This is a genomic window from Citrobacter sp. KTE30 (assembly GCF_000398825.1).
In the GTDB taxonomy this organism is placed as follows: Bacteria; Pseudomonadota; Gammaproteobacteria; order Enterobacterales; family Enterobacteriaceae; genus Citrobacter; species Citrobacter freundii.
On record NZ_KB976056.1, the window covers coordinates 182,509 to 208,619 of the forward strand.

Sequence of the window (26,111 nt, forward strand, 5' to 3'; positions counted from 1 at the left end):
TTTAATATCAGGTATACAATCGCGAATATTTTGGCGGATGGCGTAACGCTTCTCCGCCCTACAATGAACATGAAGGAGCGGTCATGACCAAGCACTATGATTACATCGCTATTGGCGGCGGCAGCGGCGGTATTGCCTCCATTAACCGTGCAGCAATGTATGGCCAGAAATGCGCACTTATTGAAGCCAAAGAGTTAGGCGGAACCTGCGTTAACGTGGGCTGCGTACCAAAGAAAGTGATGTGGCATGCCGCCCAGGTTCGCGAAGCGATCCACATGTACGGGCCGGATTACGGTTTCGACACCACCATCAATAAGTTCGACTGGGATAAACTGATCGCCACGCGTACCGCTTATATCGATCGTATTCATACCTCGTATGACAATGTGCTGGGCAAAAATAATGTCGATGTGATTAAAGGTTTTGCCCGCTTTGTGGATGCCAAAACCATTGAAGTGAACGGTGAAACCATTACTGCCGATCATATTTTGATTGCTACCGGCGGTCGCCCGAGCCATCCGAACATTCCGGGTGTGGAATACGGGATCGACTCCGATGGCTTCTTTGAGCTGCCCGCACTGCCGAAGCGCGTTGCGGTCGTCGGCGCAGGTTACATCGCCGTTGAGCTGGCAGGCGTGATTAACGGCCTGGGTGCCCAAACGCATCTGTTCGTGCGTAAACACGCGCCGCTACGCAGCTTCGACCCGATGATCGTCGACACGCTGGTTGAGGTGATGAACGCCGAAGGCCCGACTCTGCATACTCACGCGATTCCGAAAGCGGTCGTTAAAAACGCTGACGGCAGCCTGACCCTGCAACTGGAAGATGGTCGTAGCGAAACGGTAGATTGCCTGATTTGGGCAATTGGTCGTGAACCAGCCACCGATAACTTCAACCTGGCAGTTACTGGCGTGAAAACCAACGAAAAAGGCTACATCGTCGTTGATAAATATCAGAACACCAGCGTGCCGGGAATTTATGCCGTCGGCGATAACACCGGTGCCGTTGAGCTGACGCCGGTTGCTGTTGCCGCGGGCCGTCGCCTGTCCGAGCGTCTGTTTAACAACAAACCGGACGAACATCTGGACTACAGCAACATCCCGACCGTGGTCTTCAGCCATCCGCCAATTGGCACCGTCGGCCTGACCGAGCAGCAGGCTCGTGAACAGCACGGCGATGACCAGGTGAAAGTGTATAAATCATCATTTACCGCGATGTATACCGCTGTCACTTCACATCGTCAGCCGTGCCGCATGAAGCTGGTTTGCGTCGGTCCGGAAGAGAAGATTGTCGGTATTCACGGTATTGGTTTTGGAATGGATGAAATGCTGCAAGGCTTCGCGGTCGCACTGAAAATGGGCGCAACCAAGAAAGACTTTGATAACACCGTTGCGATTCACCCAACGGCAGCAGAAGAGTTCGTTACCATGCGTTAATCTGAATGACCGGTGTCAGGAAATGAGTAATTCCCCGACACCGGTACACTCTTCAAAAACAAACATCCTCCGATGCACATTCAGCAGACGCATTCCCGCCACATTGCAACGTCGTAGAACCACAGGCTGTACGATCACGCAGTATGAAAACCAAACATTTCGCATGACACAATCTTCGAAAATAAGATTTTCAAGATAACAACGATTCAGAGTTAAATTTGCGAAAAGAATTTTATTAAAACTACTATTAATTAAATTACTGCGAAAGAATATCGCTTTTACAGGTTGACTCTGAATATGCTGGCCTATGAATTGCTGGTGTTCTTGCAAGCCATTCACAGCAAATTGCGTGAGTTTATCTCCTTGATGTTGCAAAGTATTCTTCTCACGAGTATTTTGCAAACACAAAGGGGTAGTCCCCTGGCGCTTAGCGTTAAGGTTCATAAAGATTCCAATAATTGTGACGTTATCCGGACGGATAACAAATATGAGGAACCTTTAAATGACCTGTTTAACTAACTGGAAACAAGACCGTTTTTATCCAGTTATTTGCAGAGTTGCGTAACGATATAAAAGTTCAAAAAAACAGTTATTACACAAACCCAAAAAAATAATTTCACTTAGGTGTATATTTCATGCCAAAAAGCAAAAGCAGTAATTGTATCCTGGTCATTGAATCACCCTGGAAACTGGATGATCATGATTCCAATCGTTCTTCGGTCGTTCCATTTATTCAAGGGATCGCCAGACTCCAGGGCGACACTGAGGTCTATTTTCTGAATTTCTACAATAAGAAGAGCTTCGAAATTGCCCTTGAGTGCCTTTGTATGCAGGTTTTTCGCAATACGATTGTTTACGTCGCCGCACATGGTAGCGAATCAGACATTGGCGGCATTCTGCTGAAAGATATTCTAAAAACAGTCAGTGAAAAAGCCGCAGACAATAACATCAGTGGCTTGATGCTGGGATCGTGTTTTGCAGGAACCAAAACTCAGCTGTTGAAAGAGTACACTCAGGGAAGTGGTTTGCGCTGGTGTGCAGGTTACTCTTCATCATGTGACTGGTTGACCGGAACAATGATTGACAGCGCTATCATCAGTAACGCCCTCAGCATCAAGAAGTCACATTACGCTAGTCGCGAGAAAATGGTTCAGGCTTTCGCTTGTGCAGTTGCGCCTTTTGCGCCCGGTGCCGTCATCGGCCAGAACAAAAAAGACAGCGGCGTTCCCCTTTCTCAATCGTTGAAGATTGTTATTCAACCTGAGGGTCAGGGGTACCATGCTCTCGTTTCCTCCGAAGAAATATTTGCGCAAGCGCAAGAAAGCTATGTGCAGGAAGAAGAGGAATACATTGCTTAACTCATCACCCGATATCGACATATTGTTGTAACCGCGCAGGCATGTTATACCGGTTCATAGAGAAAAATTATCCAGCCTGCAAAACGCGTCAGGCTGGATAATGTCAGGGATTATTTACCCTGCATATACGGCGTATACACGCCGTTTAAGCTTTCGAGGAACGCCACGATATCGTCGATATCTTCCTGCGGCAGTTCTTTACCCACCTGATAACGCAGCATCAGTTTTACCGCACCGTCGAGCGTAGGCACATCACCTCGATGGAAATAAGGCGCGGTCAGCGCAACGTTACGCAAGCCAGGGACTTTTTGACGCAGCTTGTCACGTAATTCATTAGTGACGTTCATGCGGCCAATATCTGCGGCAGTGACCTCGCCGAAATTAAAGTCCTTTTTCAAACCCAATGGCTCAAATGAACGCCCGCCTAAAATAATACCGCCATGACAGGTCGCGCACTTATTATCTTTAAACAACTGATAGCCATGTTTCTGCTGGGCAGTTAACGCCGCTTCATCGCCGCGTAGCCATTTATCAAACGGCGAATTTGGCGTAATTAGCGTTTTCTCAAACTCAGCAATCGCATCGGTAATATTATCTCCGCTGAATCCCTGCGGATAAACCGCGATAAACTCTTGTTTGAGTTGCGGATCTTTATCCAGTTTCTGAATAATTTCATCCCAGGATTTAGACGCCATCTCGATAGGGTTCAACGGCGGGCCGCCTGCCTGCGCCTGCAATGTTGGTGCTCGACCATCCCAGAATTGTTCCACGTTGAAGACAGAGTTAAATACCGTCGGCGCGTTGATAGGACCAACCGCGCCGCCTACGCCGATTGACGTTTTGCGACCATCTACGCCGCCCGCATTCAGGGCATGGCAGTGCGCGCAAGAAATCGTGCTGTCACCGGAAATACGCGGGTCGTGGTAAAGCGTAAAGCCTAGCGCCACTTTGCGGGCATCGGTCGGAATGCTTTCCGGTATCGGCTGCACAGGCTCGTTACGATGCTGCGCGGCGGTATCGTTACTGGCGTAATACTGCTCGCGCTGTTTCGCAATCCAGCCCAGGATCTCTGCTCGCTCCGTATCGCTTACCTTGCCAGCCCAGTGCAGTGCGGTATAACGCGTCGGCGGCATGGTGTCGTACTGCATCACCCATTCAATTTTATTCAGGTCGCTTTGCGAAACGGGTTTATCTGCGACCAGCGCCGCACGAACGGCCTCAAGATTGAATGATTTGTATCCCAGTTGAATATCGTAATTCATCAACTGCTTAGCGACAGGAAAAGAAGAATAGAAAGGTAATTCAGCTGAAGGCGTGTGACAATAATCGCATCCTTTTTCGCGTAAAAAACCTAATACTTTATTATTTTCTTCCAGCGTAGAGGCCTGAACATCTGCCTGTTTACTACGTTGATTATCGTGATACCACACATAACCGGATAATCCAAAATAACAAATCACGACGCCAGCTATGGCTATCGCGGTAAGACGGGTAATGATTTTCATTATTTTACCCTCACCGTTGTGAGTTATTGTGACCCAGAAAAATTAGAATAATGAGTGCATAGTCTTTATCAGACTTAACCATCATAGAAAGTAAGGGATTTATTATTTTGATAAGTATCAAGCAATTACATGGGGGATAACTATCGATAGAATAGCCTGTGCCTATTACGGAGATAAGCCGTTATGGTTTTCCGTTCACACCTCGTTGCAATCGAATGTTCTGAAAATGAAATATCTTCAGGTCACGCAGAATTATGAATTCTTCATTATATTCATTGGGATAGTCTTATTTTCTAAATAATATGCAGCACTAAAACGTGATCAACCGCACGCTTTACTCACCAGACACCGAAGCGAATGTCTACGCTTAACTGACGACCGGGCAATAGCCTTAATCTTTCAACGTCCATCGGAGGTCTTTCTCATTATGCTCAACCAGAAACTACCCCACGCCCCTTCAGAAGAAATGACGATCGATATCGATCTGCTTTATGAAATGGATCCGTGCGAGTTAAAGCTGGATGAAATGATTGAGGCAGAGCCAGAGCCGGAGATGATTGCAGGGTTACCCGCGTCAGATGCGTTAACCCCCGCCGATCGTTACCTCGAGCTGTTTGAACACGTCCAGTCATCCAAACTATTCGCTGATAGCAAAACCTTCCCTGATTGTGCGCCCAAAATGGACCCACTGGACATTTTGATCCGCTATCGCAAAGTTAAACGCCACCGCGACTTTGATCTGCGACGTTTCGTCGAGAACCATTTCTGGCTACCGGAAACGCCCTCCAGTGAATATGTGTCCGATCCGGCAAGCTCGCTGAAAGAGCATATCGATCAATTGTGGCCTGTGCTGACGCGCGAGCCGCAGGATCACATTCCCTGGTCCTCGCTGCTGGCGTTACCGCAGTCATATATTGTGCCCGGCGGACGTTTTAGCGAAACCTACTACTGGGATTCCTACTTTACCATGCTGGGTCTGGCAGAGAGCGGCCGCGAAGATCTGCTGAAGTGTATGGCGGATAACTTTGCCTGGATGATTGAAAACTATGGTCACATCCCCAACGGTAACCGTACCTACTACCTGAGCCGTTCGCAGCCACCGGTCTTTGCGCTGATGGTGGAACTGTTTGAAGAGGATGGCGTGCGCGGCGCGCGTCGCTACCTTGAACATCTAAAAATGGAATACGCATTCTGGATGGATGGCGCCGATTCCCTGGTGCTCAACCAGGCCTACCGTCACGTGATCAGAATGTCGGACGGCTCTCTGCTCAACCGCTATTGGGACGATCGTGATACGCCGCGTGATGAATCATGGCTTGAAGACGTTGAGACCGCCAAGCATTCGGGTCGTCCACCCAATGAGGTGTATCGGGATTTGCGCGCGGGCGCGGCCTCCGGCTGGGATTATTCCTCGCGCTGGCTACGTGATGCAGGCCGCCTTGCCAGCATACGCACCACGCAGTTCATCCCGATTGATCTGAACGCCTTCCTCTACAAGCTGGAAAGCACTATCGCCAATATTTCCGCGCTGAAAGGCGACAAAGAAACGGAAGCGCAGTTTCGCCAGAAAGCCAGTGACCGTCGCGATGCGGTAAACCGCTATCTGTGGGACGATGAAAACGGCTGCTATCGCGATTACGACTGGCGGCGCGAACAAATGGCCCTGTTCTCTGCCGCCAGTATTGTGCCGCTGTATGTCGGTATGGCAACACATGAACAAGCCGACCGGCTTGCTAACGCGGTTCGCAGTCGCCTGCTCACGCCCGGTGGTATTTTAGCCACGGAGCATGAAACTGGGGAACAGTGGGATAAACCGAACGGCTGGGCGCCGCTGCAGTGGATGGCGATTCAGGGCTTCAAACTGTACGGTGACGACCATCTCGGGGATGAAATCGCCCGTAACTGGTTGAAAACGGTGAATCTCTTTTATCAGGAACACCACAAGCTTATCGAAAAATACCACATAGCCGACGCAGCGCCGCGCGAAGGCGGCGGCGGGGAATATCCGTTGCAGGACGGCTTTGGCTGGACCAATGGCGTGGTGCGCCGACTCATCGGTTTGTATGGCGAACCCTAGCGGCTGACGGTCTGAGTCATCAGGATGTCAGTTAATCGCATCGTACAACTCGGCGTGAATTTTCTGCCATTTCTTGTTCTCAGGGCTTGGCTGGGCGCGAACACGCAGCTCGGCCTGCTCAAGATCATATTGCTGACGCGCAACGACCGCAGGCACGGAACAAAAACTTTGCAGATAACTTTTATGCAGCGATGTGAGTGACGCCCCATTCGACATCGCATGGCTGAGCGTAGTCATAAACTGTCGGCATGGTTTGCTTTCATCCATCTGCGAAGGGTAACGCAGCAGCAGTCTCAACACCTCGGTATTGCCCGCTGAGAACGCCTGCTCCGTCCACGCCAGCTTCCAGTCCATCCCACCCTGCAGGAACAGTGACGTCACGCGGGTGTCATTGCGATCGATAGCCGCCCGCATGTTAAAGGCATCCCAGGTGATACCCATTCGGGTCACCGCCTCCCGCGCGCTGGGGGCGTCACGTCGCGGTTCCTCCTGCACAATTTCAACGGATTGTCCGGAGGACGCCTGTGGCGCTGGCGAAGTGAATAACCAGAACGCACCCAGCGAAATCGCCAGCACCATCACGCCGACCGCTACCCACAACATGCCGGAAATCAGCTGTTCACGTTCTTCCGCCGAGCGTTTGGCCCGCTTCTCCGGCGGATCAATACTGTCTGCGATTTCATGCTTATCGCCTCCCACTTGCTCGTCTTTTTGCTTTGCCGTTTCCCAAAACTGGCGGACCATGGACTCATCAGATTCCAGATACGACGCAGGATTAATGCGCGTACGCCGTTCTTCAAATGCCCGTTGCACAGGATGAGTTATCTGTCGGTACTGGTAGTCCAGCAACAGCAATTGTACTGAGGTTAGCGGTTGTTGCGCGATAACACAGTTACGAGCCAGGCGGCAATCATCTAAAAACATGCGTAGCGTGATGCGCGGCTCAACAAACGACATCAGCACCGAGGTATCGTTAAAAATCTGCGTAAAGTGGCGAACGAATAATTTCTTATCGACGACCATCAGTGCCAGCTCGCTAAACATCATACCGTCCAGCGCATCTCGTCCTTCGCCTAACTTTAGCCAGCGACGCAGACGTTCACCGCCAAAGTGCTGTTTCAGAAAGCTGTTGAGAGGATGTTGATCCGGCCATACCCGCGCAATCAGGGATTTGAGGGTTAATTCTATTGCGCGAAGTTGACGCTGCGCCCGCATCTGAGCATCCGGCTCTACAGGTGCAATTTCGGTTTGATACTTCAGGATGGGCTGTTGCTGGCGCAATTGTTCCAGAGAGGCCACAAAGCGCAGCGCTGAAATCAGCTGGTTTTCACTGACGTCCTGGCCATTTTCATATTGGGGTACACTCTGTTGAAGATGGCGTAGCCGCAGAGTGAACTGGCTCAATTGCGCATCATTCATCTGCAACCGTCTGGCGACAGCCCCCCAACCGCCCAGATTCAGTCGTGCCTGATCCAGTTGTTCGAGAAACCACCGAGGGTCTTTGCCTTCTGTGACATGTACGCCTAACAGCAGTAATATTTCTATCGACGCCTGACGGATAATCCCCAGACAATGTTCAAAGGGTGTACATGTCGCTTGTAACGCGCTATTGGTCATCATCTTCCCTAAAAGGACCCAAAACGTGCGGCCTCATCATGGTATGTAATTATCTTTTTTAAACGCAACGTTGTGCCGATGTAGACTAAAACACATTCATATAGCAAATAAATAAGTTTTACAGTGACTTCCGCACAATCATTGAAAATTATTCTGGAGATAAGCCTGTGCCTGTATTGCAAACATCACGTCTGCTCTGCCGCCCACTGACAGAAAATGACTGGACGTTCTTCTTAACGCTACAGCAGAATCCAGATGTGATGCGCTTTGTCGCTGACACGCGTACTGAAGAGGAGATACGGACAGCCTTCAACTCCCGCCTGCCTGAATGGTCTCCCGGCAGCCCGCACTGGCTATGTCTGGTCCTGTGCGATAAGGCATCGGGAGCACCGCTTGGAGTGACTGGATATATTCATGAAAACAATGAATGTGCCGAGGTCGGTTTTCTGCTCGCCCCTGAAGCGCAGGGGAAAGGTTATGGTACTGAATCTCTGCATGCAGTTTGCGATTTTGCATTTACCACCGGAGGGCTACGCCGGCTTACGGCTTGCGTCACCGCAGGAAACGAAGCCTCACGGCGTCTGTTGGAAAAGGTCGGGTTCATTCACGAAGGCACGCTGCGGGAAAGCTACTGGTTGCATCAAACCTGGAATGATGACTGGATTTTCGGCCTGTTAAAACACGACTATCAGCCACCCGCAGCATAAGACGTTTTGCTGAAAAAACTGGCTGTATGACAACTGGCGTAACGGAGGCGGTTTCTTAAAATAGGTCTCTTTGTACAGAGATGAATATGCCACTCCATTCAACGTATTTCACGCCCGCCTGTGTTGCATTTATTAAACAATGGCAAGGCCTGTCACTGGAAAAGTATCAGGACAAAAATGGTGTCTGGGTGATTGGCTACGGGCACGAAATCACATCCGATGAAAGCTTTCCTGCGCCTGTTTCGGTAACGCAGGCAGAAACACTACTGCTCGCGGATCTGGAAATCTGCGAGGAATTCATACACCAGAAAATGCCGCAAATAAAAGAAAGGTTTCAACAGGAAGCGTTAATTGCGTGGATGCTCAGCGTGGGGATAAGCCGGTTTTGTGCTGCAGAATTCTGCTCGGGGGTTATTTCACAGCCAGAAACGTTCTGACTGTGAAATATTCGCCCGTTAAATTGCGTCGTTTAACATCATTGCCGCCTGCGTACGGTTTTTTACCTCGAGGCGCTGATACAGCGATTCAAGATGGGCTTTGACCGTTCCGGTGCTGATATTTAACAATCGACCAATTTGTTTATTTGATTCTCCGGCGGCAAGCATAGTCAGAATCTCTCGCTGACGCGCGCTAAGCGATCTGATATTTTGCCCGCTGCTCTCGGGGGTTGTCATACAATCTCTGGGGATAAATATCATTCCCATCGCAATGCTATTGAGAGCCAGCGTGAAGGTTTCCGCGTCAGAGTCGCGTGGAACAATGGCCAGCACATTCAATTGCGTAACCTCCTGCAGCCATTTTTTACGGCAGTCCGTTGCTGTTACCAGCACTTTTACTGTCGAAAAGCGTTGCGCTATCTGCTGTAGCAAGTTACGGCAGAACTCGGCGTCCTGGTCGCCATCCAGCATTATCAGTGCATCAGGGGTGTCTTCCAGTTTCTGCCAAAGGTCATCTGCCTGACTGACACCCTGAACATCCACTCCTGGAATACGCTCTTGTAAACTTACATTCATTCCATGAATAAATATCGACTGCCTGTCAAACATTATTACCTGCATTACTTATCTCCGTCTGAATAAGATACTAGCCTTAACACGCGGAAGGGTATTACCCGAGGGGTAAAATAAGAAGTCACCATTTGGCGGGGGCCATTTTACCGATAGACGGAGAAGAAAAAAGGAGAAATCGAAAATAGTTACAGCTCAAACCAAATAATCACACAAATGGACAAAAACGGCGCTAAACATTAAGGAAATCCTTAATATCCAATGTTCAAAACCAGCTTATTAATATTAATTTTTCGAAGTTTATATTCTTTGATAAAAATAAGGAACTCACGATAGCAGACAAATATGTTACAAAACGAAATATCGCATTAAATGATCATCAACTGTAGTTTTCCGCCTAACAGCGTTGCTATATCAATCGACACTGAAGGCTACGGGTGATTGCATCACTGTGATCAGGACTTCAAACAAACTGGTCTTGTAAAAAATCACAGTTCTTTAAGCGCAAATAATGGGCCTGAACCTGAGTCTCAACACCTTCGGCTATCGCCCGCAGATTCATCTTCTTCGCCAGTTCGATAACCCGCTGAACGCTTGCAGGGGCAAGCTTTTGCATGAGCGCCATCGCATCTGACTCAAAGTGCGCTTAGCGAACATTCATTGAAAATAGAAAGTAAATATAACGATAAAAAAAGCCCCTCGCGCTGCATGCTCGGGGCAAATACCTGGGTTGACATCACTCACTCAGGTTATCTATTTTCTCCCTTTTTTTGACAGCATGAGTTGGGAGTTCGCTCACTTTATAATAAACGGGAATGACATCAGGATAATTGATGACATAACCCTGACCTCTTATATTAAGGATAAAATCCCTGGGTAACCCCAGCAGGCCAAGTTTATTATTAAGATTGTGCAGGACTTGCCATAATCTTTGCGCAGAAGGGCTCAGATTATGCGCTTCCCAGATTTTTTCATATAACTCTTCTTTCGGTACCGGCTGGCTCCTGGCATTTATTAATAAATACAGGAAAAGCCTGAGCATTGTTTCATTAAAGTAAATTGACGCAAAAACGATGTTTTTCTCGGTATGGCTACCAGTAAGCCGATACAGTCGGCGATTAGAAATGTCAAAATGAATTTCAGCACCAATCATAAATCCATATAGACGATAGCCCATATCTTATACCCACGTTAAATGAAGACGAACATGCACCTCTACATATAAGCGTTGAGATAATCCATACCGTTTGTATGGTGGATTATATGACTGCTATAAATGCTTTCCAATCTTCATCCCAATCTACTATGAGGAAGCGGTCGTTTAGTATTCGTTTATGGTAGATTTGAGGTTATAAATGAAATTCACGATTTATTATTCTTCCTATGCGAAATTTTTAGCACATAGGCCATGTTTTCACATACGCGATCGAACGCTCAATTTTTAATGTCGAATTTTTAACATTTTAAAGAATTAAATTCTGAATCCGTGGGGGATGGGGAAGTGATCATGGTTTCTTCTGAGACAAATCCGCTGTCGAAGAAAAATGAGTTATTCAGAAAGTTTATCCCGGATTTCTTTCGGCACCGCGATCGCTGAATTAGATTGCAGGTAATATCGGTAACGCCACTAGCTATATTTTTACCTGGAGTGGCGCACCGGTTTTCTATTGCTCAAAAGCTGAATAAGATACGAGCGATTTACAGGAACATTCCGCCCGATACTTCGATACGCTGCGCTGTCATCCAGGCCAGCTCATCGCTGAGCAACGCGGCAATCGCGTCGCCAATATCATCCGGCAAGCCCGCGCGTCCCAGCGCCGTTTGCGATGCCACATATGCATTCAGCTCTTTATTATCCCGCAGTCGACCGCCGCCAAAATCGGTTTCAATCGCCCCAGGCGCGATGATATTTACTGAAATACCCCGCTCTCCCAGTTCTTTCGCCTGATAACGCGTCAGTACTTCCATCGCCCCTTTCATTGAGGCATAGGCGGCATACCCTGGCAGTGCAAAACGCGCCAGTCCCGATGAAACATTCAGGATCCTGCCGCCATTCTGGATCAACGGCAACAGACGTTGGGTCAGGAAGAAGGGGCCCTTAAAGTGAATGTTCACTAATTGATCAAACATCGCTTCGGAGGTATCGGCAAAAGCGCCATACAGACCAATTCCGGCATTGTTCACTAAATAATCAAACGCCTCACGATTCCACATGCTCTTCAGCTGCGCTTGTACCTCATGGGTAAAGGACTCAAAGCCAGCCACATCGCTGACATTCAGTTGTATTGCCGCAGCTTTTCTGCCTTTTTGCTCAATTTCAGCAACCACATCCAGCGCCGCCTGCTGCTGGCTGTTGTAGGTAAAGATAATGTCCGTTCCTCTGTCAGCCAGCTTAAGTGCGGCGTTTTTACCGAGCCCACGACTACCACCAGTCACTAATGCGATACGTTGCGTCATAAGAAACCTCATTTCCGACGTTGTGATGATTGAGATAAAGCTTATTAGGTGATAGAAAAACAATAAATGTCGTCTGTTGCGCATTACTGTTTCATTTGGAACAACAATAGGGCATAAGAATGGATAAAATTCACGCAATGCAGTTGTTCATCCGCGTCGCAGAACTGGAGAGCTTTTCGCGTGCGGCAGACACCCTTGGTCTTCCTAAAGGTAGCGTATCTCGCCAAATCCAGGCCCTGGAAAATCATCTGGGCACGCAGTTGTTGCACCGCACTACCCGCCGCGTTCAGCTCACACAAGACGGTATGATCTATTACGAACGCGCAAAAGATTTGTTGAGCAATCTGGATGAGCTGGATGGACTATTTCATCACGATCCGTCCAGCATCAGCGGCAAGCTGCGCGTCGATATGCCGGTTGGCGTGGCGAGAAATCTGGTGATGCCCCGCTTACCCACTTTCTTGCATCAGTATCCCGGCCTTGAGCTCGAACTCAGCAGCAGCGACCGCCTGGTGGATCTGGTCCGCGAAGGTTTCGACTGTGTGGTACGCGTAGGCACGCTGAAAGATTCAGGGCTGATTGCGCGCCCACTGGGGAAACTCACGCAGATTAACTGCGCCAGCCCGCAGTACCTCGCCCGCTTTGGTTATCCGGAAAGCCTGGAGGATTTAGCTTCACATGCAGTGGTGCACTACTCGGTCAATTTGGGAACGCGTGCGCAAGGCTTCGAAGTGGCGACAGAAAACGGCACGCAATGGGTTAAAACCGGCGGCATGCTAACGGTAAACAGTACCGAAACCTATCACGCGGCATGCCTTGCCGGTCTGGGCATTATTCAGGTACCGCGCGTTGGCGTGCGTGATGCCCTGCGCGCCGGTACGCTGGTCGAAGTGTTGCCGCAATATCGCGCCGAGCCAATGCCGGTCTCTTTGCTTTATCCGCATCGACGCAACCTCTCTCGCCGGGTACATCTGTTTATGGAATGGCTGACTGGCGTGATGAAAGACTATGTGGACTGACAAGCTATACTGTCCTGAGAATGAACAGAACAAGGATTATTGCCCTGATGACGCAGGAAAAAGAGATTAAACGCCCCATTCAGGAACTTGAGCACGCCCCCATCCTAAAAATTGAGCCCCTGGAGCAGGAAAATACAGAAACCAATGGTAAGACCAACCAGGCGTTGAAAACTGCCCTGACCTTCGCTGAAAAAGTTCAACGCCAGCCCATGATTGCCCATCTGATTCGGGCTGCGGAGCGGTTTAACGATCGCATGGGAAATCAGTTTGGCGCCGCGATTACCTACTTCTCGTTTCTGTCGATGATCCCTATTCTGATGGTGTCGTTTGCCGCCGCGGGTTTTATTCTCGCTTCGCATCCTACGCTGTTACAGGATATCTTCGGCAAAATTCTGCTCAACGTCAGCGATCCGACGCTCGCCTCTACGCTGAAAAACACCATTAATACTGCCGTACAGCAACGTACCACCGTCGGTCTGGTGGGGCTTGGCATCGCGCTCTATTCCGGCATTAACTGGATGGGAAACCTGCGCGAAGCAATTCGTGCCCAGTCGCGGGATGTCTGGGAGCGTACCCCGCAGGATCAGGAAAAAATTTGGGTCAAATATCTGCGTGATTTTATCTCATTGATTGGCTTACTGATTGCGCTGATTGTTACTCTGTCCATTACCTCCATTGCCGGCTCCGCCCAGCAGATGATTATCTCTGCGTTGTATCTCGACGGTATCGAATGGCTGAAGCCCGCCTGGCGGCTGATCGGCCTGACCATCTCTATTTTCGCCAACTACTTGCTGTTCTTCTGGATTTTCTGGCGGCTACCGCGTCACCGACCGCGTAAGAAAGCGCTCATACGCGGCACATTTATCGCGGCTCTGGGGTTTGAAGTCATCAAAATGATCATGACATATACCCTGCCGTCACTGGTGCAATCGCCGTCAGGCGCGGCGTTTGGTTCCGTACTTGGATTGATGGCGTTCTTCTACTTCTTCGCTCGTCTGACTCTGTTTTGCGCTGCCTGGATTGCCACGGCAGAATACAAAGACGACCCGCGTATGCCGGGGAAAACGCAGTAGCCGCCGCCGGATTAGTTGTTAATTGCCGGATGGCGACGCACGCGTCTTATCCGGCCTACGGGTGAGTTTTGTAGGCCGGATAAGCGCAGCGCCATCCGGCAATTATAATGCCGCCCAATCTCACCGATTTAGTGAATAAATCCAACCCGTAACTTTTATTTAACCAAAAACCAGTTTTATCATCTAAGTTTTAAATTATGTGAAGCATTTCATGGAAGTGAAATCTCGAGCCTAAAAATTATCCCCTTTTTGCTCTATTTTTGACCGCTCTCAAAGTTTGTTACAGATTGAAATGTCTCTTTTGCTGTGCGTAATATGGCCTCTCGTTCGGCCAAAAATAAGAAAATATTATGCAAGCAACAGCCACAACACTCGACAACGAACAGGAACACACCCCGGTCAACTCGCGCAATAAAGTCGTCGTCGCCTCGCTCATTGGCACCGCCATTGAGTTCTTCGACTTCTATATTTACGCCACCGCCGCGGTGATCGTGTTCCCGCATATCTTCTTCCCGCAGGGGGATCCGACTGCCGCGACGCTACAGTCCCTGGCGACTTTTGCTATCGCCTTTGTGGCACGACCGATCGGTTCTGCGGTATTCGGGCATTTCGGCGATCGCGTCGGCCGTAAAGTCACGCTGGTTGCCTCACTGCTCACCATGGGGATCTCGACGGTTGTGATTGGCCTGCTGCCGGGCTATGAAACAATCGGCATTTTCGCCCCCTTGCTGCTGGCGCTGGCGCGTTTTGGTCAGGGTTTAGGTCTGGGCGGTGAATGGGGCGGTGCTGCGCTGCTGGCGACGGAAAACGCGCCACCGCGCAAACGCGCGCTGTACGGATCATTTCCGCAGTTGGGCGCGCCTATCGGCTTCTTCTTCGCCAATGGTACCTTTCTGCTGCTCTCCTGGCTGCTGACCGACGAACAGTTCATGAGCTGGGGTTGGCGCGTACCGTTCATCTTCTCTGCGGTACTGGTGATTATCGGTCTGTACGTTCGCGTTTCGCTGCATGAATCCCCGGTCTTCGCCAAAGTAGCCGCGGCGAAAAAGCAGGTAAAAATCCCGCTGGGTACCCTGCTGACCAAACATGTTCGCGTGACGATCCTCGGCACATTCATCATGCTGGCGACCTATACGCTGTTCTATATCATGACCGTCTATTCGATGACGTTCAGCACCGCTGCCGCGCCTGTGGGACTTGGCCTGCCGCGTAATGAAGTGTTGTGGATGCTGATGATGGCGGTGATTGGCTTTGGCGTCATGGTGCCGGTGGCGGGCCTGCTGGCCGACGCATTTGGTCGTCGCAAGAGCATGCTCATCATCACCACGCTTATCATTCTGTTTGCGCTGTTTGCCTTTAAACCACTGCTCGGCTCTGGCAATCCGGTGCTGGTTTTCGCCTTCCTGTTGCTGGGCTTAAGCCTGATGGGGCTGACATTTGGTCCGATGGGCGCGCTGCTGCCGGAGCTGTTCCCGACCGAAGTGCGCTACACAGGGGCGTCGTTCTCGTACAACGTTTCGTCGATTCTTGGTGCGTCCGTTGCCCCTTACATTGCCGCATGGCTGCAGGCGAACTATGGTCTGGCGGCAGTCGGTACGTATCTGGCATCAATGGCGGCGTTAACGTTAATTGCGCTGCTGTTAACCCATGAGACACGGCATCAATCGCTGTAATTTGATGGCCTGATGGCGCTATGCTTATCAGGCCTACAAACTGCAATCCCCCGTAGGCCGGATAAGGTGTTTACACCTCATCCGGCGCTCTCATCACTTTTTCATCTGCGACAGGATTGTCCGGCACTGATTAGCATCCCCTTCAGAAGGTGAAATCAGCGCCAGCAGGGCCGCCGCTGGCGTCACCAGCGTTGCCAGCGCAGCAGCAACCGCACCGCGCGCAATCAGCGGTCCGGCCTTCACGCCTGCCTGCGGATTCTTAAAGGTACCGCGAACATACAACGGCGAACGCAGAGTAATAATACGAATCCCTTTGCTCTCCGGATCGATGGTTAAATCCAGTTGCTCCGACGCAAAGCTCGCCGTACCGGTGACATTAATGACTGCGTTTTCCGTATCAAAAGCAAAAATCTGCGGACGCGCCACGCCGTTAACAATATCCAGATTCGCCGCCGCGCAGTTCACCCGCACTTCGTCATCGCCAAATATCTGCCCGACAAGATAGTTCCCCAGATTCAAGCCCACAATTTCCATCAGATTCCGGCTGATCAAACCGTCATTCATCAGCAGTTTCAGGTTGCCATTGCTGTTACCCAACAGCGCCGCCACCGAGTTTCCGCTCCCACTAAACCTGGCGTCACCGTTCATTTCACCAAGCGTTTTTTGCATCAGTTCCACATCCGGCATCAGCGCTTTAAGCTTCAGGCGGCGAGCCTGGATATCCGCCTGCCCCCGCATCGGCTTTTTATCCCCTTCCAGATGGATGCTGGAAACAATGCTGCCTCCAGCAAGACCAAATTTCAGCGGTTGCAGACGCAGGTCGGCATTTTTCAGGATGATATGAGTGGAGAGATCGCTGATCGGTAGGTTACTGCCATGCTCAATACGCCGTCCTTTGAAACGCACGTCAGCGTCCATTACGTTCCATTTGTCAGTTTCAAAACGGTCATACGGCAACACCTTGTCCGCAGGCTGAACGCTCTTCTCACCTTTGCGCTGTTCAGATTGTTTTGCCCGTTCCGCCCCTTTGCCTGAATCCACCCCGATCAGCGGCCCCAAATCGGCCAGCCTCAGCTGGCGTGATTCCACATCGCCCTTCAGCATTGGTCGCGGCTTGCCGGTGGTGTAGGCCAGCGTTCCGTGAATATCGCTGTCGCCAATGCGGCCATTGAAATCGCGATAATCAAAAACAGAGGATTTTTCCGGGTCAATTTTCGCCACCAGACGTCCGTCGGTTTCAAACGGCGGCGTATCCGGGAGCAGCACGCCGGTCAAATCGTATAAATCCCCTAGCGAATCTCCCGAGAATTTAAGTCGTAGATCCGCCCCGCCCATGTTCATCGGATCGTTTATCGTGCCGATAAACGCTACGCGCGTATTGCCCGAACGGAAATCAGCCTGAATCGGGAAAGGCGTATCTTCACCACGCAGCGCCAGCATTCCGCCAATTTTTCCGCTACCGCTTAGCGGTTCGCCGTTATATCGCCCTTGCGCTTTCAGACCAAACACGTAGTCCTCGACGTGGGCGTTGCTCTCTTTACCTTTTGCGCCGGTCACTTCGCTAAAGGGCAACGGTTTGCCCAGCGGATCGACCAGGATCTCAATCTCCGACTTCGTCACCTTATCGTTAATGGCGATGCGTCCCTGGTCAAACAGAATGTTATCCAGCCGGAACGACCACGCGGATGGCGGCGCATTAGAATCGCGGTTTTCGTCCCCAGCTAAGTTAAAGGTCCAGTTATTGTTTTTCTCCGACAGGCGGATCAGCCGCGCATCGGGTTTGACCAGCTTGACCCACGGGAGCCAGACGTTTTTTGTCAGCAGTGCCAGTGGGGCGAGCGTAGCTTCAACACGCGGGAGATGCACCATGGTAACGTCAGGAATGTCTGGCGGGTTGCCGAGGATGATATCTTCAGCATGAACATGCGGCCACGGAACCCAGCTACGCCAGCCGGTTTCCTGCTTCTGGCGTTCCCAAACCACGCCCAGGTCACCCCGTATAGCAAAGGGCCGGTTGAGTTCTGTAGAGACTTTCTGGTTGATGGTCGGTTTGAGCCGGTTCCAGTCAAATGTCGCAATCACAATGATGAGTACGACGATCAACAACAAGAAAACCCCTATTACTGAAGTGGTTATTTTACCTGTTTTCGTCATGTCTAACCTCTCTACTTCCTTCCTTGCCTGTCCTAAAGATAGTCCAGCAGGATGAAAAGGAGGTGTGCTACGTCCTCATCAAAGCGACAGGATCACCTCTTCAAGCGTGTCCAGAGGCACTGGACGAGAGAGAAAATAGCCTTGTGCGGCAAAAGCCGGTGAGTTTTGCACATCGCGCCACTCTTCCAGCGTTTCAACGCCTTCGACAATCACGCCGCGGCAATAGCGGTTCATCAGCTGTAATAGTAGTGTGAAGAGATTACGTCCCTCCGGCGTCTTGCGCAGCATGACGAACAGGTCTCGCGCCACTTTGATATAGTCATAATTCACTTCACTAAGCGCCGAGAAGTTCGCCATTCCGGTACCAAAATCATCCAGCCAGAGCGGGCCAAACTCGCACATTGAGGCGAAGGACGACCCCTTCGGTAAGCGGATATGTTCCACTAGCTCAAAACGCAGCCACGGCAGGCCTTCAATGATTTTCAGGATTTCGGGATCCTGGCGCATCGCTATGAGCGTTGGTCCGTCGACGTTCACGGAAGCCAGCAGGTTGTTGGCTCTGAAAAAGTCCCCTTTCAGCTCAAGTTGAAGAAGTTGCTCTATCACCACATCAACACGATGTCGGACGGTTACTTCGGCAAAATAGCGGTCTGGCGCAATACGTTGGGATGGATTATCAGGATGGCTCACGACAGTCAGCAGTTCAACGGCCATCAGTCGTCCATTGGTCTGGTAAATTGGCTGGTAGGTGTAAGCACGCTCGCACTGCAGCCAATAGCGTCTCTCCTGCAAGTTTTCAATACTCGCATCGAGCGTAATGAGCTGCTGGGTAACCTGCTTTATCATCTGAGATGTCCTGTAAATAAGAGTGTGACTGACCGGACTCGTCAAAGGTTATCGGCGCTCAGACGCAGAACTTTACGTTCAGCTGTGCGCAAAAATAAAAACTAAGCGGCAAAAACAACGCAGAACACGTGCTGGCTCAAAAAAATAATGGAACGTTGTTTTAATATAGTTGACCACTTAACACCCACAGCGCACACTAACGCTAATTTTTTTCAGAGCAGGTTACGACTATGTCCAGAAAGATTGCCGTGATTGGCGAATGCATGATTGAGCTGTCACAGAAAGGCGCTGACGTTCAGCGCGGATTCGGTGGCGACACGTTGAATACATCCGTTTATATCGCCCGTCAGGTCGATGCTACGGCACTTTCCGTACACTATGTGACTGCACTGGGTACCGACAGTTTTAGCCAACAAATGCTGGAGTCCTGGCAGGGTGAAAACGTGGATACCTCATTAACCCAGCGCATGGAAAACCGCCTGCCGGGTCTCTACTACATTGAGACCGACAGCACTGGCGAGCGCACCTTCTATTACTGGCGTAATGAAGCCGCCGCAAAATTCTGGCTGGAGAGCGAGCAGTCTGCCGCGATTTGCGAAGAGCTGGCGACATTTGATTACTTGTATCTGAGCGGAATCAGCCTGGCGATTTTAAGCCCGGCAAGTCGTGACAAGCTGCTGTCGTTGCTGCGTGAATGCCGTGCCAACGGTGGAAAGGTCATTTTTGATAATAACTACCGCCCACGTCTGTGGAGCAGCAAAGAAGAAACCCAACAGGTGTATCAGCAGATGCTGGAATGCACCAATATCGCATTCCTGACGCTGGACGATGAAGACGCGCTGTGGGGTGAAAAACCCGTTGCTGAGGTGATTGCCCGTACTCACGCAGCTGGTGTACAGGAAGTGGTTGTGAAGCGTGGCGCAGACTCTTGCCTGGTTTCCATCGCGGGCGAAGCGCTCATCGACGTTCCGGCCGTTAAATTGCCGAAAGAGAAGGTGATCGATACCACTGCGGCCGGAGACTCCTTCAGCGCCGGATATCTGGCGGTACGTCTGACCGGTGGCGATGCTGCTGAGGCCGCAAAACGCGGCCACCTGACGGCAAGCACCGTGATTCAGCACCGCGGGGCGATTATCCCACGCGACGCTATGCCGCAATAACGTCGATTATCCGGTCTGCATACCGTAGGCCGGGCAAGCGAAGCGCCCCCGGCATCTCCAATGCCGGATGGCGGCGTAATCGTCTTATCCGGCCTACAGGTTATTGTACCGGCGGGATATCCGTCACTTCAGGGTGTGATTCATCCGTTTCAACAGATGTTGCCGCTGCGGTAACGGGCGCCATAATGCTATCCCACGTCGCCTGCAGATCCTTCATATTGAATTCAGGTTCACCCTTCGGTTGCAGCAGAATTAACGCCATATCTTGCGACAGCTGCTGTCGCAGGTCCTGATTCAACATCTCAACGCTCAGGCTGTTGAGGAAGCTCTGGCGTAAACGCTGATACTGTTCAGGCGCAATATCCACCACCTGATTTTGCAGCGAGCGCAAACGCTGGCTGATCAAAATATCGGTATCGGTACGACCATAGGTGGCAAACAGCTTCTGCAGTTCCAGATTCTTTTGCGCGACCAGCGCATTGAACTCTTCTTCCGGAAGTCCCTTATCACGCACTTTCGCCAGCTCACGCGCAACCGTACCCAGATTGGCGTTCAGCTTATCGTTTGGCGACTCAACGTTAATCGCACACTGCGCGCGCAGGAACAGCACCCGGCAGTCAAATCCGAGGCCAATGTCTTTGGCATTGTTTTTAGTTAGCTCTTGCTGAATGTGCCAGAACAGCGCCTCACGAGCTAAATCAGCGCGCCAGTATCGTAACAACGCGGCAGATTCACGGATCGGTTGCCACGGCGTATCCCACATAATAGACAGGCGATCCTGGCGTACCGCATCGGTCATAATGCTTACGGCTTCTGCTCGCAGCGGAGAGAGCGTAGGTACCGGTGCAGGCGTTTCGCGTTTTCCTTTTAACTCGCCAAAGGTTTTATTGATTTGCTCAGCTACGCTGCGTGCATCAACGTTACCGACGATGATCAGCGTCATCGCGTCCGGGGTATACCATTTCTGGTAGAAAGACTGAATTTTCGCCGCATCTACAGGCGTTTTCAGCGGATCGGCGGGATCGTGTCCCAGCAGAGTCGATCCCTTCAGACGGTAACGCCACCACCCTTCTTTGGTATCTGACGGCCAGGTTGCAACCATATCTTCGCTGCTCAGCGCATGATTGACCGTTTCAGAGGTGATGCTCAGATTGCCGGAGATATTCGCCAGGTAAGAAAGTGACTCTTTCAGTAGATCGTTACGGCTGTTTGGCAGACTGAGGTTGTACAACGTGGAATCATAGGAAACGATAACCGGCGGCATGGGACGTTTGGGATCGAACCCCTGCTGCCACAATGAACGGGCTTGCGTGGCATCAAGGCCACCGCTTTGCGTCAGCGCGATACGCGGGATCGCATGGCTGAAACCACTCTGTTGCGTACTTTCGGTGAGTGAACCGGTATTAACCAGCAGGCGGACCTCAATACGGTCGCTGGGGCGCTGGGGAGTGGCTAACACTTGCCACTGTAGACCATTTGCCAGCGTGCCCTGTTGCCACGCCGGGTCAGGCTGGAGCGCATCTGCCTGCACATAGCTGGCAGTGGCCATCATCAGCAAGCCGCCCGCTAAAAGTCGAATTTTTGTGCCCTGCATGTGAACCCCTGATCAACTATCCTGGAAATAAAAAGACAGCCCTCGAAAGGACTCTCTGAATATGACGTTAAAAACACTTCGTGTTAGACCGCGAGAACATAAAAATGTCACGGAAGAAGTGAAAAAATCCCGAGCCGCCGAATCGACGGTTTCAGGCACAGGGGGTAATTATGCGCAAACGCCCGCAGTCCTGGAAGGGACTACGGGCATAAGTGACGAGATTAAGAGGATAAATCGTGCGTTTTGCCATCCGGCGCACGATTATTCAGCACATCGTCCAACTTTTTGTGGTCCAGTTCTTTGACCCATTTAGCGACGACGACAGTTGCCACACCGTTGCCGACCAGGTTAGTCAGCGCACGTGCTTCAGACATAAAGCGGTCAATACCAAGAATCAGTGCCAGACCCGCAACCGGCAAATGGCCCACAGCAGAGATCGTCGCGGCCAGAACAATGAAGCCACTCCCGGTCACACCCGCTGCACCTTTTGAGGAGAGCAGGAGCACCACCAACAGGGTTATCTGATGGAAGATATCCATATGGCTGTTGGTTGCCTGAGCGATAAACACCGCCGCCATCGTCAGATAGATTGATGTCCCATCAAGGTTAAACGAGTAGCCCGTGGGTATAACCAACCCGACAACCGACTTCCGGCAGCCCAGTTTTTCCATCTTATCGAGCATACGCGGCAGCGCGGATTCAGAAGAAGACGTACCCAGTACGATCAGCAGTTCTTCACGGATATAGCGGATGAATTTGAAAATGCTGAAGCCGGTTGCGCGAGCAATGGAGCCCAGAACCACAACCACAAACAGAATACAGGTGATGTAGAAGCAGATTATCAGCTGACCCAGTTGCACCAGCGTTCCGACGCCATATTTACCGATGGTAAAGGCCATAGCGCCGAAAGCACCGATCGGCGCCAGACGCATGATCATATTGATGATGCCGAAAATAACCTGCGAGAAGCTTTCAATCACGTTGAAAATCATCTGGCCTTTGCTGCCCAGACGGTGCAGCGCAAAACCAAACATTACCGCAAACAGTAATACCTGCAGGATGTTACCGCTGGCGAACGCGCCAATCACGCTACCCGGGATAATATCCATCAGGAAGCCTACGATCCCCTGGTCTTTTGCCTGTTCAGCGTAAATGGCAACCGCTTTAGCGTCCAGCGTCGCCGGATCGACGTTCATTCCGGCACCGGGTTGCACCACGTTGACGATGATAAGGCCGATGATCAGCGCAATCGTACTGACAATTTCAAAATAGAGCAGTGCAACCGCACCTGTGCGGCCTACTGCTTTCATACTTTCCATGCCTGCAATGCCGGTCACGACAGTACAGAAGATGACAGGTGCGATGACCATCTTGATGAGCTTAACGAAAGCATCACCAAGCGGCTTCATTTGGGCGCCTAATTCAGGGTAGTAATGGCCAAGGAGAATACCAATGGCAATTGCTGTCAGGACCTGAAAGTAAAGGCTTTTGAATATAGAGGTCTTCATAGGGTGTCCTTAAAGTAAAAACCACAGGTCTTGTAAGGTTTTGTTTAACCTGCGGCCTTAAAGTAACACCCACTCAACATGACAGAAATGCACCTGGATCATAATTGATACAAAAATGTTAAAAATTTTGAGCTGGCTCGCACAAGCGAGACCTTTTTTAACTTTTGTAATCAGCGCTTTCCGGTGCCAGATAACGTTCTTCAAAGATATTTGCCGGAACGGGTCGAGCAAACAGGAATCCTTGCGCCACTTCCACCCCGGCTTTTGATAACCATTCGCGTTGCGCTTCGGTTTCAACGCCTTCGGCGATCATCTGCAAGTTGAGGCTATGTGCCAGCTGAATGATGGCGGAGATCATGCTGCAATCTTCGGGCACGCCATCGACAAACATCTTATCGATTTTGAGTACATCCACCGGCAGCGACTTCATATGCTGTAGCTGTCGCAGACCCGCATACCCCATGCCAAAGTCATCCAGGGCGATGCGCACGCCCGCGTTGCGCAGCGGTCGCAAAATGGCCACTGCGGCGTGAGGATCGTCAATATGCCGGCTTTCAGTCACTTCCAGAATCAATGTGCCTGGCTTAATGCGATAGCGCGTCAACAATTCCAGCAGATCAGACACCATACTTGGGTGCATCAACTGGAGAGCTGATAAATTCACCGAGAGCGGCAGCATGAGACCGCGTTCTTGCCAGGCTGACAGCTGGCGGCATGTTTCTTCCAACACCCAATAACCGACGGTCACCATCAGACCACAAGACTCAATTCTGTCGATTAACCCTTCAGGCAGCTCCCAGCTACCGTCCGGCTGCTGCATCCGCAATAATGCTTCTGCGCTCAATACCTTGCCGCTGGACATCTCTACCTGGGGCTGCATCCAGAGCGCAAATTGCTGGTTATCCATGGCGGTTAAAATATCGTTCTCTTGGGTTAAACGCTGCTGCGCCTCTTCCATCTGCAACGGATCAAAGAACTGAATTTGGTTTTTACCTTTATGACGCGACGTTAACACAGCTGACAGGGCGCGGCGGTAGAGCTGCTCTGCGGTTAAATCACCATAAAACATCGCCACCCCAATGTTGCAGGTAGGACGTAGTTGAATGCCCTGAATCGGTAACCGCTCATTAACGATAGTGAGTACTTGCTGACCTAGCGTAATAGCGTGCCAGGGTTCTTTTACACCATGGGCGATAATGGCAAAGTCATAGCCACTCACCTGGGTAAGCACCATCCTGGGAGACAATACAGACTTCAGTTTTTCGACCAGCGTAAGTAACAGGATTTCTCGCTGGGTTTCGGTTAACACACCCGCGGTGTCACGTAGGGTTTCGCAGGTGACAATCATCAGCGCCGTCGTCTGTTGGCGGGTAACAACCTGCTCCAGCAGCCCCATTAAAAACGACTTATTGGGCAGTTCGGAAACCGGGAAACGCATTGCTAAGTCGCTTTGATCTTCGCTATGTCGCTGAATCAACTGCTGATTAAGATTGTAGCTACGCACCAGCATACCAATCTCATCATCCTGATGTAGACGCGGCAATGCCAGTTGATAACCAATCAGGTCCTGCTGTTGAATGTCGTTCAGCTCACGGGCAATTTTACGTAAGGGGTGCACAATCAAGCGGTTAATGCACCAGGAGATAGCGACGGTCAGTATTAGCGACAAAAGTAAGTAAATGGTCACTAACGTCGAGAGCGTACTCATCACGAATTTGTACATGCGGTACGAATCCGCCTGCAGCACCAGATACGCCAGCGGTTGTGGGTTAGCGGAACGTTCAAGAGAATAGATAGGCAGCGAAATTTGTACCGGAAGCTCAAACAGGCGAGTCACCGTAACCGGAACCGGACGTTCAGGTATAAAGCTCATCCGCAGCGCCTGAAACTGATTAGGCAGCACCACATCGGCGCGACTTACCACGCCTGCTGGCCGAATACTTCTTAAAATAGCTTCCGCTTCGGGAATATCCCCTTTCAGGATAGTGTTCGACAGAGGTTCACGAACGGAGCGAGCGATACTTTCCAGTTGCGTAGCCGTGTTATAGCGGTTTTGCTGGACCAGATGGAACAACAAAACGGTGCAAAAAATAAAAACGAACACCATAACAACGGCCGCAACCATTGCCATCTGCTTAATTGTTAACGAGCGACTGACACGCAAACTGACTCTCCACGGATAGACGAAACTGCCGTCAGAGTATACCCGATCGTAGCGGTATTAAGAGAGGCGGTATCTGAAAACTTCCCAGCGTGCATTATCGCGACAGGATAGGCACCTGGCGACGAGATTTATCTGCATTTAAGCCGAAAAAGGCCGCAAGGTTAGCCCCTGCGGCCTGGTTCGGGCGCATGTTGCCATTACGGCAGGCAGACGCCCGCAAAGTGCATTACTTCCTGTTACGCAGCCAGTTCACAATCAAGCTGGCAATAATGCCAGCGATAATTGGAGCCGCTAAATCGTGCCAGAAAGCCACGCCTAACTGTGCGAGCGTCATATAGCCGCCTGTGTTGCAATGGCAACTGTTCGCGGCTATTCTTGAGTTGTTGAGGTTCAAGTTAGCCCCCGTTTTGTTGCCAGGTTTATACCGAACAACGTGCGGGGGTTTTCTCTTTCCAGCAACATATGCCGCCGGGGATCAAGCCCCCGCAACATCGCGCCTCACCGGGTAAACCCGGCTTGCTGCTGATTCTACGGTAACACTTTCGTCTCATCACCCCGAGGTGATCCAGTCTGCGTAAAGCCTCGCAATTACGGCTTAATAAATCCGCCAATCGCTGGAAAGTTTCTTGCCAACTGGCAACTTTCCTGACGGCCACCCGCACGATAAAACCACTAAAACATTGATATCTATTAGTTTATTTTCTGGCACAGCGATTGCTATATGACTGTGAGCTGTTCTGTTCCGAATCAAAGGAG

At 50.8% G+C, this 26,111-nt stretch carries 22 protein-coding genes; 9 read left to right on the forward strand and 13 right to left on the reverse strand.

From position 1 onward, the window contains the following. The first annotated feature begins 83 nt into the window (after nt 1-83). Nucleotides 84-1,436: a glutathione-disulfide reductase gene (gene gorA / locus WC1_RS02505; protein WP_003837777.1), complete on the forward strand. Its 1,353-nt coding sequence runs from the start codon at nt 84-86 to the stop codon at nt 1,434-1,436. A 15-nt stretch (nt 1,437-1,451) separates the two neighbouring features. Here gorA and WC1_RS24185 read toward each other — a convergent pair whose 3' ends face one another. Beyond that, nucleotides 1,452-1,880, reverse strand: coding sequence for a hypothetical protein (locus WC1_RS24185; protein WP_016151130.1), 429 nt, complete (start codon nt 1,878-1,880; stop codon nt 1,452-1,454). A 191-nt stretch (nt 1,881-2,071) separates the two neighbouring features. On the opposite strand from WC1_RS24185, the gene WC1_RS02500 reads away from it, so the two are divergent. Beyond that, a complete protein-coding gene (locus WC1_RS02500) occupies nt 2,072-2,794 on the forward strand; it encodes a hypothetical protein (RefSeq protein WP_016151131.1) in 723 nt (240 codons plus the stop codon). A 110-nt stretch (nt 2,795-2,904) separates the two neighbouring features. On the opposite strand, the gene WC1_RS02495 is transcribed toward WC1_RS02500, so the two are convergent. Further along, the gene (locus WC1_RS02495) at nt 2,905-4,299 is read right to left on the reverse strand and encodes a cytochrome-c peroxidase (protein ID WP_003837773.1); all 1,395 of its coding nucleotides are present in this window, start codon (nt 4,297-4,299) and stop codon (nt 2,905-2,907) included. Between the two features lie 427 nt (nt 4,300-4,726). Here WC1_RS02495 and WC1_RS02490 point away from each other — a divergent pair, with 427 nt between their 5' ends. After that, nucleotides 4,727-6,376: an alpha,alpha-trehalase gene (locus WC1_RS02490; protein ID WP_003837772.1), complete on the forward strand. Its 1,650-nt coding sequence runs from the start codon at nt 4,727-4,729 to the stop codon at nt 6,374-6,376. Nucleotides 6,377-6,403: 27 nt separating this feature from the next. Here the strand turns inward: WC1_RS02490 and WC1_RS02485 are convergent, their stop codons facing one another. Next, entirely contained in the window at nt 6,404-7,993 is a 1,590-nt protein-coding gene (locus WC1_RS02485; RefSeq protein ID WP_016151132.1) for an STY4199 family HEPN domain-containing protein, read from the reverse strand. A gap of 167 nt (nt 7,994-8,160) precedes the next feature. On the opposite strand from WC1_RS02485, the gene WC1_RS02480 reads away from it, so the two are divergent. Beyond that, nucleotides 8,161-8,700, forward strand: a complete 540-nt coding sequence (locus WC1_RS02480; protein ID WP_016151133.1) for a GNAT family N-acetyltransferase — start codon at nt 8,161-8,163, stop codon at nt 8,698-8,700. Between the two features lie 86 nt (nt 8,701-8,786). Then, nucleotides 8,787-9,137, forward strand: coding sequence for a glycoside hydrolase family protein (locus tag WC1_RS02475; RefSeq protein ID WP_016151134.1), 351 nt, complete (start codon nt 8,787-8,789; stop codon nt 9,135-9,137). 18 nt (nt 9,138-9,155) lie between these two features. Here the strand turns inward: WC1_RS02475 and WC1_RS02470 are convergent, their stop codons facing one another. The 4 genes from WC1_RS02470 to WC1_RS02455 all read right to left on the reverse strand — a co-directional run bounded on the left by WC1_RS02470 (nt 9,156) and on the right by WC1_RS02455 (nt 12,164). Next, nucleotides 9,156-9,758: a response regulator transcription factor gene (locus WC1_RS02470; RefSeq protein WP_016151135.1), complete on the reverse strand. Its 603-nt coding sequence runs from the start codon at nt 9,756-9,758 to the stop codon at nt 9,156-9,158. A gap of 412 nt (nt 9,759-10,170) precedes the next feature. Then, on the reverse strand, nt 10,171-10,323 hold the full coding sequence (locus tag WC1_RS02465) for an EAL domain-containing protein (protein ID WP_225623515.1): 153 nt from the start codon (nt 10,321-10,323) through the stop codon (nt 10,171-10,173). A 120-nt stretch (nt 10,324-10,443) separates the two neighbouring features. Next, nucleotides 10,444-10,884 (reverse strand): winged helix-turn-helix domain-containing protein, encoded by a 441-nt coding sequence (locus WC1_RS02460; RefSeq protein WP_003023322.1) that lies wholly within the window; start codon nt 10,882-10,884, stop codon nt 10,444-10,446. 521 nt (nt 10,885-11,405) lie between these two features. Next, a complete protein-coding gene (locus WC1_RS02455; protein WP_003023319.1) occupies nt 11,406-12,164 on the reverse strand; it encodes an SDR family NAD(P)-dependent oxidoreductase in 759 nt (252 codons plus the stop codon). 119 nt (nt 12,165-12,283) lie between these two features. On the opposite strand from WC1_RS02455, the gene WC1_RS02450 reads away from it, so the two are divergent. From WC1_RS02450 to WC1_RS02440, 3 genes are all read left to right on the forward strand, one after another. After that, nucleotides 12,284-13,183, forward strand: a complete 900-nt coding sequence (locus tag WC1_RS02450; RefSeq protein WP_003837759.1) for a LysR family transcriptional regulator — start codon at nt 12,284-12,286, stop codon at nt 13,181-13,183. Between the two features lie 47 nt (nt 13,184-13,230). Beyond that, on the forward strand, nt 13,231-14,256 hold the full coding sequence (yhjD, locus tag WC1_RS02445) for an inner membrane protein YhjD (protein WP_016151136.1): 1,026 nt from the start codon (nt 13,231-13,233) through the stop codon (nt 14,254-14,256). A 350-nt stretch (nt 14,257-14,606) separates the two neighbouring features. Continuing rightward, nucleotides 14,607-15,929: an MFS transporter gene (locus tag WC1_RS02440; RefSeq protein WP_003023312.1), complete on the forward strand. Its 1,323-nt coding sequence runs from the start codon at nt 14,607-14,609 to the stop codon at nt 15,927-15,929. Between the two features lie 93 nt (nt 15,930-16,022). Here WC1_RS02440 and WC1_RS02435 read toward each other — a convergent pair whose 3' ends face one another. Both WC1_RS02435 and pdeH read right to left on the reverse strand, forming a co-directional pair. Continuing rightward, entirely contained in the window at nt 16,023-18,083 is a 2,061-nt protein-coding gene (locus tag WC1_RS02435; protein ID WP_016151137.1) for an AsmA family protein, read from the reverse strand. Nucleotides 18,084-18,161: 78 nt separating this feature from the next. Further along, on the reverse strand, nt 18,162-18,929 hold the full coding sequence (gene pdeH, locus WC1_RS02430) for a cyclic-guanylate-specific phosphodiesterase (protein ID WP_003023308.1): 768 nt from the start codon (nt 18,927-18,929) through the stop codon (nt 18,162-18,164). A 230-nt stretch (nt 18,930-19,159) separates the two neighbouring features. Between pdeH and WC1_RS02425 the strand changes: the two genes are divergently transcribed. Next, a complete protein-coding gene (locus WC1_RS02425) occupies nt 19,160-20,089 on the forward strand; it encodes a 2-dehydro-3-deoxygluconokinase (protein WP_016151138.1) in 930 nt (309 codons plus the stop codon). 100 nt (nt 20,090-20,189) lie between these two features. On the opposite strand, the gene WC1_RS02420 is transcribed toward WC1_RS02425, so the two are convergent. The 4 genes from WC1_RS02420 to WC1_RS24790 form a co-directional block, all read right to left on the reverse strand. Further along, nucleotides 20,190-21,683 (reverse strand): M16 family metallopeptidase, encoded by a 1,494-nt coding sequence (locus WC1_RS02420; RefSeq protein ID WP_016151139.1) that lies wholly within the window; start codon nt 21,681-21,683, stop codon nt 20,190-20,192. 221 nt (nt 21,684-21,904) lie between these two features. Beyond that, a complete protein-coding gene (dctA, locus tag WC1_RS02415) occupies nt 21,905-23,191 on the reverse strand; it encodes a C4-dicarboxylate transporter DctC (RefSeq protein ID WP_003837746.1) in 1,287 nt (428 codons plus the stop codon). 157 nt (nt 23,192-23,348) lie between these two features. Next, the gene (hmsP, locus tag WC1_RS02410) at nt 23,349-25,355 is read right to left on the reverse strand and encodes a biofilm formation regulator HmsP (protein WP_003846127.1); all 2,007 of its coding nucleotides are present in this window, start codon (nt 25,353-25,355) and stop codon (nt 23,349-23,351) included. A gap of 226 nt (nt 25,356-25,581) precedes the next feature. Beyond that, nucleotides 25,582-25,689 carry a type I toxin-antitoxin system toxin Ldr family protein gene (locus WC1_RS24790; RefSeq protein ID WP_003023297.1) on the reverse strand — a complete coding sequence of 36 codons (108 nt, stop codon included), beginning with the start codon at nt 25,687-25,689 and terminating at the stop codon, nt 25,582-25,584. Between the last annotated feature and the right edge of the window lie 422 nt (nt 25,690-26,111).

Excerpts from the sequence above, each read along its gene's own strand:
- WC1_RS02490 (WP_003837772.1), top strand. The coding sequence starts at position 4,727 with ATGCTCAACCAGAAACTACCCCACGCCCCTTCAGAAGAAATGACGATC.
- WC1_RS02470 (WP_016151135.1), bottom strand. The coding sequence starts at position 9,758 with ATGCAGGTAATAATGTTTGACAGGCAGTCGATATTTATTCATGGAATG.
- WC1_RS24185 (WP_016151130.1), bottom strand. The coding sequence starts at position 1,880 with ATGAACCTTAACGCTAAGCGCCAGGGGACTACCCCTTTGTGTTTGCAA.
- WC1_RS24790 (WP_003023297.1), bottom strand. The coding sequence starts at position 25,689 with ATGACGCTCGCACAGTTAGGCGTGGCTTTCTGGCACGATTTAGCGGCT.
- WC1_RS02475 (WP_016151134.1), top strand. The coding sequence starts at position 8,787 with ATGCCACTCCATTCAACGTATTTCACGCCCGCCTGTGTTGCATTTATT.
- WC1_RS02420 (WP_016151139.1), bottom strand. The coding sequence starts at position 21,683 with ATGCAGGGCACAAAAATTCGACTTTTAGCGGGCGGCTTGCTGATGATG.
- WC1_RS02465 (WP_225623515.1), bottom strand. The coding sequence starts at position 10,323 with ATGCAAAAGCTTGCCCCTGCAAGCGTTCAGCGGGTTATCGAACTGGCG.
- WC1_RS02435 (WP_016151137.1), bottom strand. The coding sequence starts at position 18,083 with ATGACGAAAACAGGTAAAATAACCACTTCAGTAATAGGGGTTTTCTTG.
- WC1_RS02495 (WP_003837773.1), bottom strand. The coding sequence starts at position 4,299 with ATGAAAATCATTACCCGTCTTACCGCGATAGCCATAGCTGGCGTCGTG.
- yhjD (WP_016151136.1), top strand. The coding sequence starts at position 13,231 with ATGACGCAGGAAAAAGAGATTAAACGCCCCATTCAGGAACTTGAGCAC.
- WC1_RS02455 (WP_003023319.1), bottom strand. The coding sequence starts at position 12,164 with ATGACGCAACGTATCGCATTAGTGACTGGTGGTAGTCGTGGGCTCGGT.
- WC1_RS02450 (WP_003837759.1), top strand. The coding sequence starts at position 12,284 with ATGGATAAAATTCACGCAATGCAGTTGTTCATCCGCGTCGCAGAACTG.
- WC1_RS02425 (WP_016151138.1), top strand. The coding sequence starts at position 19,160 with ATGTCCAGAAAGATTGCCGTGATTGGCGAATGCATGATTGAGCTGTCA.
- dctA (WP_003837746.1), bottom strand. The coding sequence starts at position 23,191 with ATGAAGACCTCTATATTCAAAAGCCTTTACTTTCAGGTCCTGACAGCA.
- pdeH (WP_003023308.1), bottom strand. The coding sequence starts at position 18,929 with ATGATAAAGCAGGTTACCCAGCAGCTCATTACGCTCGATGCGAGTATT.
- gorA (WP_003837777.1), top strand. The coding sequence starts at position 84 with ATGACCAAGCACTATGATTACATCGCTATTGGCGGCGGCAGCGGCGGT.
- WC1_RS02460 (WP_003023322.1), bottom strand. The coding sequence starts at position 10,884 with ATGGGCTATCGTCTATATGGATTTATGATTGGTGCTGAAATTCATTTT.
- WC1_RS02500 (WP_016151131.1), top strand. The coding sequence starts at position 2,072 with ATGCCAAAAAGCAAAAGCAGTAATTGTATCCTGGTCATTGAATCACCC.
- WC1_RS02485 (WP_016151132.1), bottom strand. The coding sequence starts at position 7,993 with ATGACCAATAGCGCGTTACAAGCGACATGTACACCCTTTGAACATTGT.
- WC1_RS02440 (WP_003023312.1), top strand. The coding sequence starts at position 14,607 with ATGCAAGCAACAGCCACAACACTCGACAACGAACAGGAACACACCCCG.